The sequence below is a fragment of the Streptomyces abyssalis genome, assembly GCF_001751365.1.
In the GTDB taxonomy this organism is placed as follows: domain Bacteria; phylum Actinomycetota; class Actinomycetes; order Streptomycetales; family Streptomycetaceae; genus Streptomyces; species Streptomyces abyssalis.
In genome coordinates this window covers 351,327-369,285 of record NZ_LJGT01000037.1, presented here as the reverse complement: position 1 = coordinate 369,285, position 17,959 = coordinate 351,327, and the positions used below count along the sequence as shown (strand labels likewise).

The 17,959-nt window shown below is 69.8% G+C and carries 17 protein-coding genes; 8 read left to right on the top strand and 9 right to left on the bottom strand.

Annotation, left to right across the window (positions count from 1 at the left end; genetic code table 11):
• From AN215_RS04830 to AN215_RS04815, 4 genes are all read right to left on the bottom strand, one after another.
• Complete coding sequence (locus tag AN215_RS04830; protein ID WP_070010049.1) at positions 1-960, bottom strand: carbohydrate ABC transporter permease; 960 nt, start codon at positions 958-960, stop codon at positions 1-3.
• Positions 957-2,258, bottom strand: coding sequence for an ABC transporter substrate-binding protein (locus tag AN215_RS04825; protein WP_070010050.1), 1,302 nt, complete (start codon positions 2,256-2,258; stop codon positions 957-959). The genes AN215_RS04830 and AN215_RS04825 overlap by 4 nt, the downstream gene beginning before the upstream one ends.
• A gap of 268 nt (positions 2,259-2,526) precedes the next feature.
• Complete coding sequence (locus AN215_RS04820) at positions 2,527-3,258, bottom strand: FadR/GntR family transcriptional regulator (protein ID WP_070010051.1); 732 nt, start codon at positions 3,256-3,258, stop codon at positions 2,527-2,529.
• Positions 3,259-3,350: 92 nt separating this feature from the next.
• On the bottom strand, positions 3,351-4,220 hold the full coding sequence (locus AN215_RS04815; protein WP_079122695.1) for an SDR family NAD(P)-dependent oxidoreductase: 870 nt from the start codon (positions 4,218-4,220) through the stop codon (positions 3,351-3,353).
• Positions 4,221-4,367: 147 nt separating this feature from the next.
• Here AN215_RS04815 and AN215_RS04810 point away from each other — a divergent pair, with 147 nt between their 5' ends.
• From AN215_RS04810 to dgoD, 5 genes are all read left to right on the top strand, one after another.
• Positions 4,368-6,401 (top strand): beta-galactosidase, encoded by a 2,034-nt coding sequence (locus tag AN215_RS04810; RefSeq protein WP_070010052.1) that lies wholly within the window; start codon positions 4,368-4,370, stop codon positions 6,399-6,401.
• A 112-nt stretch (positions 6,402-6,513) separates the two neighbouring features.
• Positions 6,514-7,839: an ABC transporter substrate-binding protein gene (locus AN215_RS04805; protein WP_070010053.1), complete on the top strand. Its 1,326-nt coding sequence runs from the start codon at positions 6,514-6,516 to the stop codon at positions 7,837-7,839.
• Positions 7,836-8,810 carry a carbohydrate ABC transporter permease gene (locus AN215_RS04800; protein WP_245694237.1) on the top strand — a complete coding sequence of 325 codons (975 nt, stop codon included), beginning with the start codon at positions 7,836-7,838 and terminating at the stop codon, positions 8,808-8,810. The genes AN215_RS04805 and AN215_RS04800 overlap by 4 nt, the downstream gene beginning before the upstream one ends.
• Entirely contained in the window at positions 8,807-9,724 is a 918-nt protein-coding gene (locus AN215_RS04795) for a carbohydrate ABC transporter permease (protein WP_070010055.1), read from the top strand. Before AN215_RS04800 ends, AN215_RS04795 begins: the two co-directional genes overlap by 4 nt.
• Positions 9,725-9,784: 60 nt before the next feature.
• Positions 9,785-10,933 (top strand): galactonate dehydratase, encoded by a 1,149-nt coding sequence (gene dgoD / locus AN215_RS04790; protein WP_070010056.1) that lies wholly within the window; start codon positions 9,785-9,787, stop codon positions 10,931-10,933.
• Between the two features lie 52 nt (positions 10,934-10,985).
• Here the strand turns inward: dgoD and AN215_RS04785 are convergent, their stop codons facing one another.
• A complete protein-coding gene (locus tag AN215_RS04785; RefSeq protein WP_070010057.1) occupies positions 10,986-11,396 on the bottom strand; it encodes a hypothetical protein in 411 nt (136 codons plus the stop codon).
• Positions 11,397-11,548: 152 nt separating this feature from the next.
• Entirely contained in the window at positions 11,549-12,721 is a 1,173-nt protein-coding gene (locus AN215_RS04780; RefSeq protein ID WP_070010058.1) for a CapA family protein, read from the bottom strand.
• A gap of 161 nt (positions 12,722-12,882) precedes the next feature.
• Here AN215_RS04780 and AN215_RS04775 point away from each other — a divergent pair, with 161 nt between their 5' ends.
• Together AN215_RS04775 and AN215_RS04770 are read left to right on the top strand one after the other, a co-directional pair.
• Positions 12,883-13,506, top strand: coding sequence for a redoxin family protein (locus AN215_RS04775; RefSeq protein ID WP_070010339.1), 624 nt, complete (start codon positions 12,883-12,885; stop codon positions 13,504-13,506).
• A gap of 15 nt (positions 13,507-13,521) precedes the next feature.
• Positions 13,522-14,433: a cytochrome c biogenesis CcdA family protein gene (locus AN215_RS04770; RefSeq protein ID WP_070010059.1), complete on the top strand. Its 912-nt coding sequence runs from the start codon at positions 13,522-13,524 to the stop codon at positions 14,431-14,433.
• Positions 14,434-14,524: 91 nt separating this feature from the next.
• On the opposite strand, the gene AN215_RS04765 is transcribed toward AN215_RS04770, so the two are convergent.
• Entirely contained in the window at positions 14,525-14,827 is a 303-nt protein-coding gene (locus AN215_RS04765) for an AMP-binding enzyme (RefSeq protein ID WP_070010060.1), read from the bottom strand.
• A 157-nt stretch (positions 14,828-14,984) separates the two neighbouring features.
• Here AN215_RS04765 and AN215_RS04760 point away from each other — a divergent pair, with 157 nt between their 5' ends.
• Positions 14,985-15,434, top strand: coding sequence for a PaaI family thioesterase (locus AN215_RS04760; protein WP_070010061.1), 450 nt, complete (start codon positions 14,985-14,987; stop codon positions 15,432-15,434).
• A gap of 149 nt (positions 15,435-15,583) precedes the next feature.
• On the opposite strand, the gene AN215_RS04755 is transcribed toward AN215_RS04760, so the two are convergent.
• Positions 15,584-16,963 carry an MFS transporter gene (locus tag AN215_RS04755; protein ID WP_070010062.1) on the bottom strand — a complete coding sequence of 460 codons (1,380 nt, stop codon included), beginning with the start codon at positions 16,961-16,963 and terminating at the stop codon, positions 15,584-15,586.
• Between the two features lie 159 nt (positions 16,964-17,122).
• The gene (locus AN215_RS04750; RefSeq protein ID WP_070010063.1) at positions 17,123-17,809 is read right to left on the bottom strand and encodes a TetR/AcrR family transcriptional regulator; all 687 of its coding nucleotides are present in this window, start codon (positions 17,807-17,809) and stop codon (positions 17,123-17,125) included.
• Positions 17,810-17,959: the final 150 nt, after the last annotated feature.

Genomic DNA, 17,959 nt, shown 5'->3' with positions numbered 1-17,959 from the left:
TCAGTCCCGGGCGCCGGGCATCTGGCGGCGCAGATACAGCCAGGACGCGGCGACGACGATGACGGACAGAACCAGGGCCACGGCCGAGCCGTAGCCGACGTGGAAGAGCCGGAAGGCCTCGCGGTACATCGTCAGCGCAAGCGTCTCCGAGGAGCGCGAGGGCCCGCCCTGCGTAAGCACCCAGATCAGGTCGAACGCCTTCAGCGAGTTGACGATCGCCATGCCGACGACCACCACGGTCATGGCCCGCAACTGCGGCAGCGTGATGTGCCGGAACATGCTCCAGCCGCTCACGCCGTCCAGGTGTGCGGCCTCGACGATGTCGCGGGGGATGGCACGCAGTCCGATGGTGAAGAGGACCACGTTGATGCCCGTCGCCTGCCAGGTGCCGGCGACGATCAGCGACAGCGTGTTCTGCGGCCACTCCAGCAGCCAGGGCTGCGCCAGCGAGTCCAGACCGACCGCGCCGAGTACCTGGTTGACGGCGCCGTCCGAGGTCAGCATGAACTTCCACAGCACGGCCGTCGAGGCCCCGGAGATCGCGTACGGCAGGACGATCACCAGCGTCGCCAGACTGCCCAGACGCATCCGGTGCGTGGCGACCGCGATCAGCAACCCGGCAGCCACGGGAAGCAGCAGCGTCCCCGCCACCCACATCACGGTGTTGATCAGCGAACGACCCAGGATGGGGTCCTCCGCCAGGCGGACGTAGTTGTCCAGACCCACGAACTCACTGGTGAAGCCGTTGTCCGCGAACAGGCTGCCGTAGACGCTCCGGAAGAACGGATAGACCAGCAGGATCCCGACGAAGGCCAGCGCCGGGGCGGCCCACACCAGCGACCCGGCAGGGCTGCCCAGCCTGCCCCGCGCCGCCGCGCCGCCGGAGGCCCGCCCGGGCGTCCGGGTGGGAATCCGCCGCCTGACCCGCAGCGGCCCGGTGGTGCTCAGCGTCTCGCTCATACCTTCTCCGCCTCCCTCCACACCCGCCACGCCTCGTCAGCACGTTCCTGCATCCTCCTGAGCACCTGCCGGTAGGAGGACGGGTCGAGCAGGAAGCCCGCCAAGTCGTCGACGGTCGACTCCACCAGTTCCGGCGGGCCCTGCTCCCAGAAGCGGTTGAGCATCCACAGCCGCTTCTCCCGCACAGTGCGGGCGATGCCCTCGACCATCGGATTGGCCGGTTTCACCAAGGGGTTGGGGCATCCGTCCTGCAGGGTGTGCGTGAACGCCTCCGACACCTGCGGGTGCAACCACTGCCCTGCCGCCTTGACGGCCTCCTCGCGGTCGGGACCCTTGCTCGTGCACACCAGCGCGCTCGACTCGAAGATCATGCTGGGCCGTGCCCGGGGATCGGCCATGGGCAGTACGAACGCGTCCACATCGGCACCCGGTTTGCCGCCCGCCGCCTGCAGGTTGGGCGTGAGGAAGGTGCCGCCCGGCATCATCCCCAACTTGCCGTGCACCACGGCGGCGGCAGCGTCGTCGTGGCTCATGTCCATGGGCGTGAACCAGTCGTTGTCGAAGAACGAGACGATGGTGCGCATGGCTCGCGCCGCCCGCGGGTCGTTGTAGCTGCCCCGCCCGTTCATCAAGTCCTGGTAGAAACGCGGGTCCTGGCGAGTGAGTACCTCCATGAACCAGATGAAGGCCGGCCAGCGACCGTCGGTGGTGGCGTGCAGCGGTGTGATCCCGGCGCTCTTGAGGCGCTTGCAGGCCGCGAGAAAGTCGTCCCAGGTCTTCGGGGCCTCGAGGTCGTGCTGGGCGAAGACCTCGGTGTTGTAGAAGAAGACCCAGTAGGTCAGGTTCATCGGCAGGGCCCATACACGGCCCTTGTAGGTGAAGGCACTGCGCAGCTTCGGATCGACCCAGCCGCGTGCGGCGGCCCTCTTCCACTGGCCGGTCATCTCGATGATCCCGCCGGTACGGGCCAGATCCTGAAGCCGGTACCCGGACCAGTACTTGAGCATGTCCGGCGTCTTGCTGGTGCGCAGCGAGGACTTGACGATCTGCTCGAACGACTCGACCGACGGTATGACCAGCGGGACCAGTTCGATGCCCGCGACCGTCCTCATCCGGCGGCCCGCGGCAGCGATCGGTTTGTCCCACGACGCGTTGTCGCCGTGCAGGGCCACCTCACCCGGAGGCCGGCCCGCGGCAGTTCCGCAAGCGGTGGTGAGGGCGGCGGCACCGGCGGCCGCGAGGAGAGCCCGGCGGTTCAGGGCGGGATTCGAGGTGGTGCTGTGACGGCGTCCATGCATGGGACCGGCCCCTCACGTGCGGGTGTTATCGTTAACATGCTGGCGCGTAGCCAACTCCGGTCACCTCCCGGATGTCAATGGGCGTGACAGCTTCCGGTGCTTGGAACGCGGACTGCGGTGGCCGGCGAACCCGGAAGCGGAGACGTTGCCTAGGATGTCGAGCCTGGACCGATCGCCCCGGGAAAGCGCCCGAAGATCACCCGGGCTTCTGCCGCGAGAGTCATCGGCTCCGGCGGCACGGTCCAAGCGACGTGGACGCAGGAGGAGTTCAGGTGGCCCTCTCGGCCCCCCTGATCTCCTCCAGGTCGCGGGCCGACTGCTCCAGGAGGGCCCGCATGGCCGCCTCCGCCGCGTCGGGGTCCTGTGCGCGTACGGCGTCGAGCACCGCGCCATGGCTCGGCACGGGATTCTGCGGACGGTGGCCGGAGGCGTGGACGAGCCGGTCGCGGTGGGCGAGACCCGTCGCGATGACCATCTCCATGCGTTCCAGCATCTCGTTGTGCGATGCCGCGAGCAGGGCCCGGTGGAAGGCGAGGTCGGCGTCGACGGCCTCCTCGCCGACCTCCGAGGCCCGCGCCATCGCCTCCAGCGCGCCGTCCAGCACGGCCAGGTCCCGCTCGGTGCGGCGCTCCGCGGCGAGCCGCACCGCCGCCGGTTCGACGATGCCGCGCACCTCGCCCAGGTCCCGCAGCAGCGGATTGCCGGCTGAGGCGGCCGGTCCTTCCGCCGACTCGAACTGCCAGCGCAGCACGTCCACATCGAGGAAGTGCCAGTCGGCACGCGGCCGCACGAACGTGCCCCGCTTCTGCCGCGCGTCGACCATGCCCTTGGCGGCGAGCACCTTCAGCGACTCGCGCAACGCGGTGAGGCTGACGCCGAGTTCGGTCTGAAGCGCCCCCAGGTCGAGTGTGTCCCCCTCACCGATACGGCCGCTCAGCACACGGTGCGCGATGGTCTCGACGGTCTGGCCGTGTACCCCGCGACGCGCATAACCGGACATTCCCCTGACCTTCTCTCTCCGTTGTGCCGTCCCCCAATCCTCCGCTCGGGGCACCGCTCCCCCGCCCCGACTCCCCTGTCATGAAAGGGACTTCACGCCGAGGACTTCATGACGCTCCACCCCCCGTCGACGAGGAGGCTCGCCCCGGTGACGTACGACGCCTCCGGCGAAGCGAGGTAGGCGACCGCGGAGGCGACCTCCTCCGGCGTACCGAACCGGCGGGCGGCGGTCTCCGCGACGCTGGCCGCCCTCTCCTCCTCCGGCACGCGGTCCCACAGCCCGGTGAGGACCGGGCCCGGCAGCACGGTGTTGAACCGCACCTCCGGCCCGTACTCGACGGTCAACTGGCCGCTGAGGGAGAGCAGTCCGCCCTTCGCCGCCGCATAGGCGGGATGGCCGGGGATTCCGCGGTGCGCGTGAACGGAGGACACGAGGACGACGGCTCCGCGTTCGGCGCGCAGGTCTTCGAGGCAGGCGCGTACGCCGAGGAAGGCGGCGGTGAGCCCCACGGAGATCTGGCGGTTCCACGATTCGGGCGACGTCTCGTGCGCGGGAGCGACCTCCACCCTCACGGCGTTGCTGACCAGGACACCGACGGGCCCGTAGGCGCGGGCGGACTCGAGGATGCGCACCCACGCCTCCTGCGACGCCACGTCGGCCCGTACGAAGACCGCGTCGCCGCCGCCTTCGCGGATCTCCCTCGCGACCCGTACGCCCCGCGCCTCGTCGACGTCCGCGACCACGACGGCGGCGCCCTCGGCGGCCAGGCGGCGAGCGGTGGCGGCGCCGATACCGGTGGCGGCGCCGGTGACGACGGCGGTACGGCCACGGAAGCGGCCGGCGCCACCGGACTCGGTCCCCGCGTCCGCCCGGGCCCCGGCGCCGGCCCCCGGCCCGCCCGTCGACCCGGCCTCGGACCCGGGCGCGGACTCGTTCGCCGGCCCCTTCGTCGGACCTGTCATGGCGCTGCCCCCTCCTCCGGTACGGACCGTCGCCCGGAGGGTTGACCGGCATCCGGGCTGCACTTACGTTAATTCATAATTAATGGATTGACCACGCTTGACGTCCGAGAGCGAACCGCGACCCGAGAGGCGAAGGTGCGCAGCAGCATGAGGGCAGACAGGCCTGAAGGGCCGGACAGGCGGATCCACTTCGGCGGCGACTACTACCCCGAGCAGTGGCCCGAGGAGGTGTGGGCCGAGGACGTCCAGCTGATGAAGGAGGCCGGGGTCACCCTGGTGACAGCCGGTGTCTTCGCCTGGGCCAGGGTCGAACCGCGCCCCGGGGAATGGGACTTCGGGTGGTTCGACCGCGTCATGGACAACCTCGCGCAGGCGGGCCTCCGCGTGTGCCTGGCGACGATGACCGCGTCACCGCCGCCGTGGCTGTCGCGGATGCACCCGGAGATCCTTCCGGAGACGGAGGACGGCCGCCGCAAGTGGCCCGGCGGCAGGCAGCACTACTGCCCCTCGAGCCCCGTCTACCGCCAGTACGCGACCCGGCTCGTCGAGCAGGTCGCCACCCGCTACGCGCAGCACCCGGCCCTGGAGGTGTGGCACGTCGGCAACGAGTACGGCTGCCACATCCGCCAGTGCTTCTGCGACGTCTCGGCCGCGGACTTCCGCCGCTGGCTGGCTGAGCGCTACGGCACCGTCGACGTCCTCAACGAGGCCTGGTCCACCGCTTTCTGGTCGCAGCGCTACGACTCCTTCGAGGAGGTGCTGCCGCCCCGGCTCGCGCCCACGTTCGCCAACCCCTCCCAGCAGCTGGACTACTTGCGCTTCAGCGACGACGCCCTGCGCCAGTGCTATCTCGCGGAGCTGGCCGTGCTGCGCCGCCTCACGCCGGACACCCGGGTGACGACGAACCTGATGGCGCACCACAAGCCGGTGGACGCCTTCGAGTGGGCACGCCACCAGGACGTGATGTCCCTGGACTTCTACCAGGACCCCTACGATCCGGACGAGCACCTGCGCGCCGCGTTCAACTTCGACCTCATGCGCTCGGCTCTCGGCGGGCAGCCGTGGATGCTGCTGGAGCAGGCGCCCAGCGCGGTGAACTGGCGTCCCCGCAACAGCCCGAAGCCCCCCGGTGCGATGCGGCTGTGGAGCTGGCAGGCAGTCGCGCAGGGCGCCGACGCGATCATGTACTTCCAGTGGCGGCAGTCGCTGGGCGGCGCCGAGAAGTTCCACTCCGCGATGCTTCCGCACGGCGGCACGGACACCCGCGCCTTCCGCGAAGTGAGCGAGCTCGGGCGCGAGTTCGCCTCCGTACCGGAGATCGCGGGCACCCGCTCACGCGCGGAGACGGCGCTGCTGACGGACTGGAACAGCTGGTGGGCGCTGGAGCTCGACTCGCATCCCTCGACCGCCCTCGACCAGGCGCTGATCAACCGCGCGCACCACCGGCCGCTCTTCGACGCGGGCGTGGCCTGCGACATCCTTCCGCCTTCCAGTGAGCTGGCGGGCTACAAGCTCGTCGTCGTCCCGAATCTCTATCTGCTCCGGGCGGACGACGCCCGCCGCCTGGCGCGGTACGTGGAGGACGGAGGGCAGCTCCTCGTCTCGTTCTTCTCCGGCATCGTCGACGAGCGCGACCGCGTACACCCGGGTGGATACCCGGCCCCGCTGCGGCAGTTGCTCGGCCTGCGCGTCGAGGAGTTCTGGCCGCTGGACGAGGGCGTGCGCGTGCCCGTCGAGGGTGTGGCGTCCGCCGGACCGGAGTTGGAGCCGGGCACCGAAGGCGATCTGTGGTCCGAGGCCGTGGAGTTGGAGGGTGCGGAGGCCGTGGCGGTCTTCGGCTCGGGCGAGCTGGTTGGACGTCCCGCCGTCACCCGGCACCAGTACGGCAGCGGCACCGCCTGGTACGTCGGGACACGGCTCGGACACACAGCCATGCGCGGCCTGCTGGACCACGTGCGGCAGGCGGCAGGGGTGGACCCCGTGCTGCCCGGGCTGCCCAGCGGCGTCCAGGCCACGGTCCGAGAGGACGACGAGCACAGCTTCCTGTTCCTGCTCAACCACGGCGACGACTCCGCCGTCGTCGCTCTCCCTGAGCCGATGAGTGACCGTCTGAGCCCGGGCTCCGGTGCGGTCACCTCCGTGTCGCTTCCGCCGCGCGGCGTCGCGGTCATGGAGCGCTGAGCCCACGGTCCCCCGGGCCTGAGGCCCGCGGGACTCCTCCCCCTGAGGCCCCGGCCGGGGGGACCCTCCCCCCAAGGCCCCGGCCGGGGGGACCCCCTGACAAGGAGGTCAGATGCCGGTCCGTAGGAAGGTCCTCTCCTGGGGCGCAGCCGCTGCCGCCACTCCCCTGCTGGCCGCATGCGGCGAGTCGGCGGGAGCGGCCCGGCTCACGAAGCAGGCGCCGCGCAGGGACGGCAAGAAGGTCGAGCTGGTCTTCTGGACGTGGGTGCCACTGCAGAAGTCCGTGGCCCTGTGGAACAAGACGCATCCCGACGTCCACGTCGAGCTGCAGATCGTGCCGAACGGCCTCAACGGCGGCTACCAGAAGATGCATTCGTCGCTGAAGGCCGGCAGCCCTCCGGACCTGGCTCAGGTCGAATACCACACGATTCCGGAGTTCCTGCTCGTCAACGGCCTGACGAACCTGAGCAAGTACGGCGTGGACAAGCTCAAGGACCAGTACGTCGACTGGCAGTGGAACCAGGGCGTATTCGACGGGCAGCTCCGTGCGATGCCACAGGCGTCCGGGCCGATGGGCTTCTACTACCGCAAGGACATCTTCGAGCGCTGCGGCGCCGAAGTCCCCGGCACCTGGGACGAGTTCCGCCAGGCGGCGATCAAGATCAAGAAGCGTGGGGGCGGCTCCCGCATCACCACCTTCGCGCCCAACAGCGCCCTGTGGTTCGCCTCCTTCTCATGGCAGCGCGGCGCCCGGTGGATACGTACCGAGGGCGACACCTGGATCGTCGACATCGACTCCGAACTCTCCCGCGAGGTCGCCGACTTCTGGGACGGACTCCTCCGGGACGAACTCGTCCTGCCCATGGCCGACTTGCAGAGCGGCTGGTACAGGGCGGCACAGACCGGCCGGATGGCCAGCTGGCCCGGTCCCCACTGGGGCGACGCGCTGCTGCGCGGCAACGCCCCCGGCACCAAGGGGAAGTGGCGGGTGACCACGCTCCCGCAGTGGGAGAAGGGGGACAACGCCTCGGCCAACCAGGGCGGTTCCGCCACGGCGGTCCTTCAGGGCAGCCGGCATCCGGCCGAGGCCATCGAGTTCGCACACTGGCTCAACACCGACGCCAAGAGCATCGACCTGCTCGTCGAGGCGGGCTACGGCTGGCCCGCGGCCCGCATCGACCTCGGCGAGTCCGCGCTCGGCAAGCCTGATCCGTTCTTCGGCGGCCAGCACTACAACGAGGTCTTCCAGGAGTCCGACAGCAACGTGGACACCTCGTGGAAGTGGGCGCCGACCACCAGTCAGTCCTTCGAGCACATCAAGGACGCCATGGGGCGGGTGGCCGCCGGGAACGGCACCCTCGTCGACGCCCTCGGCGACATACAGGGCCGTTTTCTGGACGACTTCAGGGCCAAGGGCCTCAAGGTGAGGAGCGCATGATGACGGCCACCGCCGACTCGCCGGGCGAGACCCGCCCACCGGCCCCGTCCGGCCCACCCGGCTCCGCGTCGCGGAGCGCCCGCCGTTCCTCCAGGCCGGACGGCGCCGCCTGGTACTTCCTGGGCCCGTTCCTCGCGCTGTTCCTCTTCGCCTTCGTTCTGCCGATCGGCTACGCGATCTACCAGAGCCTCCTGACGGTCGAGCGGCACGGACCGCTCGGCCTCGGCGAACCCAGCATCGGTTTCGCCGGTCTGGAGAACTACGCGCTGGCGCTCCAACAGGCCGACTTCGTCGACAGTTTCGGCCGTGTGCTGCTCTTCGGCGTCGTACAGGTGCCCGTGATGCTGCTTCTCGCGCTCACGCTGGCGCTGATGCTCGACCAGCTCTCCGACCGCTGGGCGGGCCTGCTGCGCGCCTCGTACTTCCTGCCGTACGGCATTCCCGGCGTCATCGCCACCATCCTGTGGGGCTTCCTGTACGTGCCGGGGATCAGCCCGATCACCGAGGCGCTGGGAAGCGCCGCACCGGACTTCCTGAGCTACGACAACGTGCTGTGGTCGATCGCGAACATCGTGGTCTGGGAGTTCGCGGGCTACAACATGCTGATCATCGTCGCGCAGCTGAAGTCCATCCCCCAGGAACTCTACGAAGCGGCGAAGATCGACGGTGCGGGCCCGTGGCAGACGGCGCTGCGCGTCAAGATCCCGCTGGTGCGTCCCGCGCTGGTGCTCACCTGCGTCTTCTCCATCATCGGCACGATGCAGCTGTTCGCGGAGCCGCTCGTGCTCAAGCTGCTGACCCCGGCCGTCACCAGCACCTACACACCGAACCTCAATGCCTACAACGACGCCTTCGCGAACGCCAACATCCATCTCGCCGCCGCCAAGGCCGTCATTCTCGCCATCGTGGCCTGCGCCCTGTCGTTCGGATTCCTCAGCCTGGTCACCCGTAAGCAAAGGAGGGAGCGGTGAGTGCCACGACCACCCCCGAAGCGGCCCCGGCGGCTCCTGTCACGTCCGCACGCACCACGCCTCCGGGCCCGCGTCGCGTACCGCCGCCCGGCCGCATCCTGCTCGTCGCCTCGCTGGCGGTCGCCACGGTCTACTTCCTGCTGCCGGTCTACTGGCTGGTCATCGCCGCCACCAAGAGCACCGACAAGATCTACGGCAGCAACGGGTTCTGGTTCGACAGCCCGCGACTGCTGGAGAACATCGGCAAGGTCCTCAGCTACGACGGCCACGTGTACCTCTACTGGGTGGCCAACACGCTGCTGTACGCGGGAGTCGGCGCGCTGCTGGCCACGCTGCTGGCCGCCGCGGCGGGCTTCGCTCTCGCCAAGTACCGCTTCCGCGGACGGGAAGCGGTGTTCAAGTCCGTGCTCGCGGGCGTGCTGCTGCCGCACACCGCGCTGGCGCTGCCGCTCTACCTGCTGTTCAACAAGGTGGGGCTGACCAACACCTACTGGGCTGTGCTGATCCCCAGCGTCGTGAGTCCCTTCGGTGTCTACCTGTGCCGGATCTTCGCCGAATCGTCCGTCGACGACACGCTGCTGGAGGCGGCGCGGGTGGACGGCGCGCGAGAGGGACGGATCTTCTTCGGGCTGGCGCTGCGCATCATGTCGCCGGCGCTGGTGACCGTCTTCCTCTTCCAGTTCGTGGGCATCTGGAACAACTACTTCCTGCCCCTGGTCATGCTGTCCGACGACCGCATGTACCCGATCACGCTGGGTCTGACCACGTGGCAGACCTCCCAGGACCGGATTCCCGAACTCGTGCAGTACACCGTCGGAGGTGCCTTCCTGTCCGTCATCCCGCTCGCCGTCGCGATGCTGGTCCTCCAGCGCTACTGGAGGACGGGCCTGACGGAGGGAAGCGTGAAGGGATGAGCGGCACAGACCTTCCGCACCGGCTGCCCTGAGTACCGACTGACCGACCTGGAGCACCACTTGAAGATCACCCGAGTCGAGACCTTCGCCGTGCCGCCGCGCTGGCTCTTCTGCCGCATCGAGACGGACGACGGTCTCGTCGGCTGGGGCGAGCCCGTGGTGGAGGGCCGTGCCGACAGCGTGCGTACGGCCGTGCAGGAGCTCGCCGGCCAGTTCCTCGTAGGTGCCGATCCCTCGCGCGTCGAGGACCTGTGGCAGCTCATGACGAAGGGGTCCTTCTACCGCGGCGGTCCTGTGCTCTCCAGCGCGGTCGCCGGCATCGACCAGGCGCTGTGGGACATCGCGGGCAAGGCGCTCGGCGCTCCCGTGCACCGGCTGCTGGGCGGTCCGGTGCGGGAGCGGGCACGTGCCTACAGCTGGGTGGGCGGCGACGAGCCCGCGGCCGTACGGGACCAGGTGGCCGCGCAGGTGGACGCCGGTTTCACCGCGGTGAAGATGAACGCCTCGGGGCGGATGAGCCGCCTTCCCACGGTCTCCGAACTGAACGACGTGGCGGCGAGGGCGGAGGCCGCACGTGAAGCCCTCGGCCCGGGACGGGACTTCGCGATCGACTTCCACGGCCGCTTCTCGACCGCGGGCGCGATCAGGGCAGTCGGGGTGCTGGAGCCCTACGCGCCCATGTTCGTGGAAGAGCCCGTACTGCCCGAGTACACGCACCTCCTTCCGAGGGTGACCGGCGCGACGGCGCTGCCGGTCGCCACCGGGGAGCGGCTCTTCTCGCGTACGGACGTGCTGCCCGCGCTGCAGGCGGGGGTCGCAGTGCTCCAGCCCGACCTCTCGCACGCGGGCGGCATTTCGGAGAGCCGCCGCATCGCCACGCTCGCCGAGACCTTCGACGTATCGGTCGCACCGCACTGCCCGCTGGGGCCGCTCGCTCTCGCGGCGTCCCTGCAACTGGCCTTCTGCACCCCGAACTTCCTCATCCAGGAGCAGTCCATCGGCATCCACTACAACAAGGGTGCCGAGCTGCTCGACTACGTCGCGGACCGGTCCGTCTTCCGCTTCGAGGAGGGGCATCTGCTGCGGCCGACGGGGCCGGGACTGGGTGTCGAGATCGACGAGAAGGCCGTACGCGCGGCGGACGGCTCGGCGGACAGCTGGCACAACCCGGTCTGGCGGCACGGGGACGGCGCCTTCGCGGAGTGGTAAAAGTGGTGAGCGGGCTGTCCGGCGGGGCCTCGACCGCTGGACCGTGACGCGGTCAGAACGCGTGGTCCATCTTGCAGGAGGTCACCTGACCTGCCTTCTTGGGCTCGCTCATGGGGAACTTGACGTTCGCCGTGATCTCGTCCTTGTCCGGAGAATCGGGCTGGGGTGTCAGTTTCTGCGACGAGCTGTCGACGACGCGTCCCTTCGAGTCGAGGAACTCGACGCCGACGAAGTACCGGCGGTCCTTCGGCGAGGTGTTGGCTCTGACTTTCACGGTCGCGCTGGGGCGCTTCTTGCTCGCGCATTCAACGACGGTGACCCTGATGTCGTCCTGGTCGAAATCGTCGCCTTTTCCAGGGCGGCCGGAGGGCACCCCGTCGCTGCATCCGTTGCTCGACACCCCCGTCAGCACCACGAGTGCGAGGAAGACGGCCCCGAGGTGCCGCGCATTGCGATGAAGCATGTCTCTCCGGTGAAAGGCGTTCCACAGACTGAATGCGCCACCCTACCGGCGCGGCAGGCGGGCCGGACCGTCCGTTGACGGACGTGGCGCCACCGATGCTCACAGGACGAACTCCCGGTGCACACGGCTCCGTTGGAGCACGGCGATCGCCGTCAGGAGGGATCGCGGTGACCGCCGTCCGCCGCATCCGGCCGGCCCCGGTCCGCCGGCAGGAGGGTGAGCATGCCATCCTCGCCGTTCTCCACCCGTACGCCGAACTCGCCGCTGATGCCGTCGAGTACGCCGCGCAGCCACTCGGCGTCCTGCGGTGACGCATGCCGCAGCCGCATCCGCCGCGACTGGAAGGGCGCCATGCGGAGTGCCGCGAAGCGACCCGTGTCCGCCTCGACGGAGACGAGGTAGAGCAGCCGCAGATCGTCGCGGTACTCCTCGTGCCCCTCGACGCCCTCGTAGTCGTCGACGAAGTCGCCGCAGCCGTAGAGCACGAGCTTCCCCCGGTACACCTCGACGGGCCGCGGATGGTGCGAGGAGTGCCCGTGGACGACGTCCACGCCGCCGCCGTCGATGAGCGCGTGCGCGAAGGCCCGCTGGCTCCCCGGGACGCCGTAGCCCCAGTTGGAGCCCCAGTGCACGGACGCGACGACGACGTCCCCGTGGCGCTTCGACTCCCGCATGCGGGACGAGACCCGGAGGGCAGCCGCCCGGGTGGGCCGGGCCAGGAAGTTCACCCCGGAACGGTCCGGCCCCGCGGCCCACTCCAGCGGGATGCCGCTGGAGGGCGTCCCCATCGAGACGACGAGCACGCGCCGTCCTGCGCCGGCCGGGACGACCGCGGGACTGCTCGCCTCGTCCGCGTGCCGTCCCGCGCCGGCGGTCCGCAGACCCCTGTCCGCGAGGGCGTCCAGCGTCTCTTCGAGTCCGGGCCGCCCGAAGTCCATCACGTGGTTGTTCGCCAGTACGCACACGTCGGGCCGTGCGGCGCCCAGACAGCCGAGGTTGCCCGGGTTCATCCGGTAGTGGACGCCCTTGCCCGGGTCGAACCCGCTGTGCCGCGTGACACTGGTCTCCAGATTGATCACCCGGACGTCGGGCGCCGCCTCGTCCAGCACCTCCAGCGCGTCGCCCCACGGCCAGGAGGGCTCCACGGGCGCGGGGATCTTCCCGCTGACGGTCTCGACCAGCCCGACATAGGCCCGCGCGTCCCGCATGAAGCCCTCGCGCAGCTCCGGATCGCCCGGGCACGGAAGGATCTGGTCGACACCGCGGCCGAGCATGACGTCACCGCACAGGGACAAAGTGACAGTTCCGGCTGATTCGGCGCTCATCGGGGCAATATATGCGGCCGTACGATCATGGCATGCGCACGCGGCGGCCCCGGCGACCGGGCCGGATTAGTCAGCTGCCGACAAAGACCGACCGGCGCGGAGCGGGAACTCCTAGCGTGACGAGCCCGATTGATCACCACAGGATCCAGAGGATTCAGATGATGCGTGCCGGCCGAACCCGTGTGGCCCTCACCGCCCTGCTCGTGGCGGGCTCCCTGTCCCTTGCCGGCTGCGGCATGGACGACGGAGGCGCCGCGTCCCCCGAGCCCGCGGACAAGGGCTCGGCGGACGGCGCCGGCAAGGCCCCGGAGGAGGACAAGGGCAAGGGCGAAGGCGCCCCGGAGGGCGTCGCCCCCGGAGAGAAGGCACCGGACGGCGCCCCCGCGAAGCTGCAGTTCGCGAGCCGGACACTCGACGGCAAGGAGTTCAAGGGCGCGTCGCTGGCGGACAAGCCGTCGGTGCTGTGGTTCTGGGCGCCGTGGTGCGGGACGTGCCAGGGTCAGGCGGCGCAGACGGCGAAGCTCGCCGACAAGTACAAGGGCAAGGTCAACTTCGTAGGCGTGGCCGGGCTGGACAAGACCGACCCGATACGCAGCTTCGTCAAGGCGCAGAAGGTCGGCAACTTCCCGCATCTCAACGACCAGAAGGGTGCCGTCTGGAAGAAGTTCGGCATCTCGCAGCAGAGTTCGTACGTGATGCTCGACAAGAACGGCAAGACGGTCCATTCGGGAGTGGCGACCGGGCCCGACCAGCTGAGCAAGCAGGTGGCCGGGCTCGCCGGCTGAACCGCCTGACGCCCCATGGCCGATCTGCCCTTCGCGCTGGCGCTGACCGCGGGCATGCTCGCGGCGGTGAATCCCTGCGGCTTCGCTCTTCTGCCTGCCTATCTGTCGCTGCTGGTGCTGGGCGACGATTCGCCCTCGCGGGGTGCCGCCGTGGGGCGTGCGCTGGCGGCGACCGCTGCCATGACGCTGGGATTCGCCGCCGTGTTCGGGGTCTTCGGCCTGGTCGTCGCTCCTGTCGCGAGCCAGGTGCAGCAGCACCTGCCCTGGTTCACGGTGGTCTTCGGGCTGCTGCTCGCGGGGACCGGTGTGTGGCTGCTGACGGGGCGTGAACTGCCCGCGCTGTTGCCCAAGGTCCGCCGCGCGCCCGGCGTCACACGTTCCGTTCCGTCCATGGCGCTCTTCGGCGGCGCGTACGCCGTGGCCTCGCTCGGCTGCACGATCGCGCCCTTCCTGGCGATCGTCGTCTCGGCGTTCCGCACCGGTTCCACCGCCGGCGGGCTGCTGCTCTTCGGTGCGTACGCCGCCGGGATGGGCGCAGTCGTCGGTACGGCGGCCCTGGCGGTGGCGCTGGCCCGTACGTCCACCGTCGGGCGGCTGCGGAGTCTGGGGGCGGTCGCGTCACGTCTGGGCGGCGGGCTGCTGGTGCTCGTGGGCGCCTACACCGCGTACTACGGCTGGTACGAGATCCGCGCGCTGAGCGGCGGTTCGCTCAGCGGCGACCCGGTCATCGAATTCGCGGGCACGATGCAGCGGACACTCGCTGCGGCTCTGGAGTGGACGGGGATTCCCGTGGTGGCGGGGGCGTTCGCGGTGCTGCTCGTCGTCGCGGCGGCGCGCTTCCGGTGGGGCGGGCGGCGCGGGCGCCGGGCCGGCGGCACACCGCCCCCCGGCGAGCAGGCCGTGGAGCGGGACCCTGTCGGCAAGTGAGTCCGGGACGGCCGCCCGGCGTCATCCGCCGATCCGTCAAGTGCCGTACAACCATAGCCATTTCAAGGCGCGGGACCGGGCCGCTCCCCGGTCACTCCCCCGTCTGCGCAAGGCGCGCGGCGGCAAGCTCACGCACCGCGTGGCGGCGCAGCTTTCCGCTTGCCGTGGTGGGGAGTTCGTCCATGACGACGACTTCACGCGGCCGTTTGAAGGCTGCGAGTCCGTCGCGGCAGAACTCGATGAGTTCCTCCGGACCGGCCGGGCCTGTGACCGCCCTGCGGTCCGCCGTCGCGGGGTCGACCGCTGACTGAAGGAGGTAGTCGGAGGCGTTGAACATGCCGGGGACGAGGGGTGCGCCGGGGGCGACGGACGGAGTCACGCTGTGGGCGGTCATAGGGTCTCCCCTTCACCTGTAACCGTTGCGTCATGCTCTACATGTTCACGACGTTCGTCAACAGCAGTGTGGAATGATTGGACAGGGCAACGGCCTTGCGGCGCATACTTGGTCCCCACACGGACACGGGCGGAGCCCTCGACGACGTGGAGAGTGAATGATGGGGAACGGGTTCGGGACGGGTTTCGAGAAGACCGTGGGGATGGACTTCCCCGAGATGACGGCCGACAGGACGGTCGTCACCTGCGAGATCACTCCCGATCTCCTCCAGGCGTACGGCATCGTCCACGGCGGCGTGTACTGCTCGCTGGTGGAGACGGCCGCGAGCATCGGCGCGGCCGTCTGGTACGGCGACCGGGGCAACGTCGTGGGCGTCGCCAACCATACGAACTTCCTGCGCGCCATCGGCTCGGGCACCGTCACCGCCACCGCGACCCCGATCCACCGCGGCCGCACCCAGCAGCTCTGGCTCGTCACCGTCACCGACGACGCGGGCCGCGACATCGCCCGCGGCGAGGTGCGCCTGACCAACCTCCCCGCCGGCGACGGCGGTCCGCAGGGAGGGGACGGGCAGGCACCGGCCCCGGAACAGACCGGGAGCGCCTGAACGGGCGGCGCGGACACGGGGACCGGATACCGGGACGGAGCCCGCACCGACCGGAGCCCGGCCGGGACCGGAGCCCGATCCCGCCGCGTGCGAGGGCCCGTTCGCAGTGGCGCGCCGCCGCGAACGGGCCCTCGCACGGCCCGGCTTCGTCAGGCGTGGAGCAGTTCGCCCGGCACCGCGTCCGGGTCGGCCCGTACCTCCGGGGGGTTGGTCTCGCGCAGCGCCCATGCGCAGCAGAAGGTGATCAGCCCCATGAGCGCCACGAACGCCGACACCAGGGTCGTCGAGCCGGTCTCCGCGATGAGCGCGGTCATCACCAGCGGCGTCGCGCCGCTGACCGTGATGGCCGCCAGCTGGTACGCCAACGAGGCACCGGAGAAACGGATGTTGGGCGCGAACAGCTCCCCGATGTAGGCCGCAGCGGGCCCGTACGTCATCGACTGGAAGACGCTGCCGACGGCCAGGGCGACGAAGAACAGCCACAGGCTCCTGGTGTCGACGAGCCAGAAGTACGGGAACGCCCACAGGATCAGCATCGCCGACCCGATCAGCACCATCGGCCGGCGGCCCACCCGGTCGGACAGTGCGCCCGACCAGAGGATCACCCCGGCGCCGACGAGCGAGGTGAGAAGCGAGACCGCGAGAAGCGACTCGTGGCTCATGTGGAGTTCCTCGGTCGCGTAGCTGAGGACACCCGCGATGCTGATGTAGAAGAGGCAGTTGGTGGCGGCCAGCGTGCCGCACGCGAGCAGGATCTTCCGCCAGTCCTTGCGTACGGCCTCGCTCAGCGGCGCGCGGGCCACCTTCTGCGGCTTCTTCTCCGACACCTCCGCCTGCAGCGCCCGGAACTCCGGGGTGTCCTCGACCTTCGTCTGGATGTACAGCACGACGGGGAAGAGAAGCGCGGAGAAGAGGAACGGGATGCGCCAGCCCCAGCTCAGGAACGCCGACTCCGACATGGCGGCGGTCGCCGCGAGGAACGCCACATTGCCGAGGATCACGCCGAACGGCACGCCCATCTGCCCGAACGTCCCGGCGAATCCCCTGCGTTTGGGGCTCGTCGACTCGGTCAGCAGCAGCACGATGCCGCCCCACTGCCCTCCGCAGGCCAGACCCTGCACGAAGCGCAGCACCACGAGCAGCGTGGGCGCGGCTACGCCGATCTGTTCCGCGCTGGGCAGACATCCGATCAGGAGGGTCGCCAGGCCCATGCCCAGCAGGCAGACGACGACCATGGGCTTGCGGCCGTAGCGGTCGCCGAAGTGCCCGGCGAGGATGCCGCCGAGCGGACGGGCGATGAAGCCCGCCCAGAAGGTGCTGAAGGAGAGCAGCGTCGCGGTGAGCGGCGAGCTGGACGGGAAGAAGACGTGCGGGAAGACCAGCGCGGCGGCCGTCCCGTAGAGGAAGAAGTCGTACCACTCGATGGAGCTGCCGATCAGCCCCGCGGCGAGCAGCTTGCGATGGCTCTTGGGCGGTATCCCGCCCGGCGCCGCGGTCGCCTCCCCGCTCGGTTCTGCCGTTTCAGTCATCGGGCACTCCTTCGAGGGGTGGACTGCGACCGGTCACCGTAAGCTGACGTCATGTTCAACTTCAGAGCGAAGCCTGGGTGAAGGCCGTTGCGGTGTCAACAGTCGCGGCAGAACCTTCTGCGCTGCGACGACGGGCCGGGCGGTGACCGGGCGGCCGGTTCAGCGGTGGCCGGGGAACCGCAGACCGTTGGCCCAGATCCGCGTCACCGTGTAGACGATCTCGTCGAAGTCCACGGGGTGGTCCACGCCCCGTACGAAGACGCTGAAGGCGAAGCGGCTGACCATGCCGGACAGGGCCCGCGAGGCCAGCATCGGGTCCAGATCCGGATCGGCGATGCCGCGCTTCTGCAGGTCCGCGATGCCGCGCGCGTTGCGGTGGATGAACGCCTCACCACGGCGTCTGCGCAGCTCACGGAAGGTCTGGTCGACCGTCGCCACCTGCTCCAGCAGAGCCATCAGCTTCGCGTTCCGCCGGTAGGCCTCCAGATACGCCCTGTTGCTCGCCTCCATCACGGCGTACGGGTCGCCGCTGTCCGGGAGGCGGCCCATGCCGGGGTGCAGCATCTCCTGCTGGGCGACCTCGAGTACGGCGGCGAAGATCTCTTCCTTGTTCTTGAAGTACGTGTAGAAGGACCCCGTTGAGCACTTCGCCTCTTTTGTGATGTCCGTGAGGCGGGCGTCCAGATAGCCGGAACGCTCGAAGACCTTGCGTGCCGCCGCGATCAGCTCCGATCGCCGGCGTGCACCGCGCTGCGTGGCCGGCGTCTCGCGCAGAAGAGCCGGATTCACCATCGAAGGCAGCGGTGCGCCGTCCCAGTCGTCGGACGCGGACGCAGTGGTAGCCATGGTCAACTTATACATGAACATGGCTTCACCTCCAACTTCGCCGAAGCGCCTCAGACCCCTCCGCGGAGTGCGCGCCCGGACCGCTGACCTGCCCTTATCCGGCCTGCATCCAGACCGCACGACGACCGGGTGACACCTCGACTACCTGCC

Bases quoted from the DNA above. Each gene is read 5' to 3' on its own strand.
- AN215_RS04830 (WP_070010049.1), bottom strand. From the start codon at position 960: ATGAGCGAGACGCTGAGCACCACCGGGCCGCTGCGGGTCAGGCGGCGG.
- AN215_RS04825 (WP_070010050.1), bottom strand. From the start codon at position 2,258: ATGCATGGACGCCGTCACAGCACCACCTCGAATCCCGCCCTGAACCGC.
- AN215_RS04820 (WP_070010051.1), bottom strand. From the start codon at position 3,258: ATGTCCGGTTATGCGCGTCGCGGGGTACACGGCCAGACCGTCGAGACC.
- AN215_RS04815 (WP_079122695.1), bottom strand. From the start codon at position 4,220: ATGACAGGTCCGACGAAGGGGCCGGCGAACGAGTCCGCGCCCGGGTCC.
- AN215_RS04810 (WP_070010052.1), top strand. From the start codon at position 4,368: ATGAGGGCAGACAGGCCTGAAGGGCCGGACAGGCGGATCCACTTCGGC.
- AN215_RS04805 (WP_070010053.1), top strand. From the start codon at position 6,514: ATGCCGGTCCGTAGGAAGGTCCTCTCCTGGGGCGCAGCCGCTGCCGCC.
- AN215_RS04800 (WP_245694237.1), top strand. From the start codon at position 7,836: ATGATGACGGCCACCGCCGACTCGCCGGGCGAGACCCGCCCACCGGCC.
- AN215_RS04785 (WP_070010057.1), bottom strand. From the start codon at position 11,396: ATGCTTCATCGCAATGCGCGGCACCTCGGGGCCGTCTTCCTCGCACTC.
- AN215_RS04780 (WP_070010058.1), bottom strand. From the start codon at position 12,721: ATGAGCGCCGAATCAGCCGGAACTGTCACTTTGTCCCTGTGCGGTGAC.
- AN215_RS04775 (WP_070010339.1), top strand. From the start codon at position 12,883: ATGCGTGCCGGCCGAACCCGTGTGGCCCTCACCGCCCTGCTCGTGGCG.
- AN215_RS04770 (WP_070010059.1), top strand. From the start codon at position 13,522: ATGGCCGATCTGCCCTTCGCGCTGGCGCTGACCGCGGGCATGCTCGCG.
- AN215_RS04765 (WP_070010060.1), bottom strand. From the start codon at position 14,827: ATGACCGCCCACAGCGTGACTCCGTCCGTCGCCCCCGGCGCACCCCTC.
- AN215_RS04760 (WP_070010061.1), top strand. From the start codon at position 14,985: ATGATGGGGAACGGGTTCGGGACGGGTTTCGAGAAGACCGTGGGGATG.
- AN215_RS04755 (WP_070010062.1), bottom strand. From the start codon at position 16,963: ATGACTGAAACGGCAGAACCGAGCGGGGAGGCGACCGCGGCGCCGGGC.
- AN215_RS04750 (WP_070010063.1), bottom strand. From the start codon at position 17,809: ATGGCTACCACTGCGTCCGCGTCCGACGACTGGGACGGCGCACCGCTG.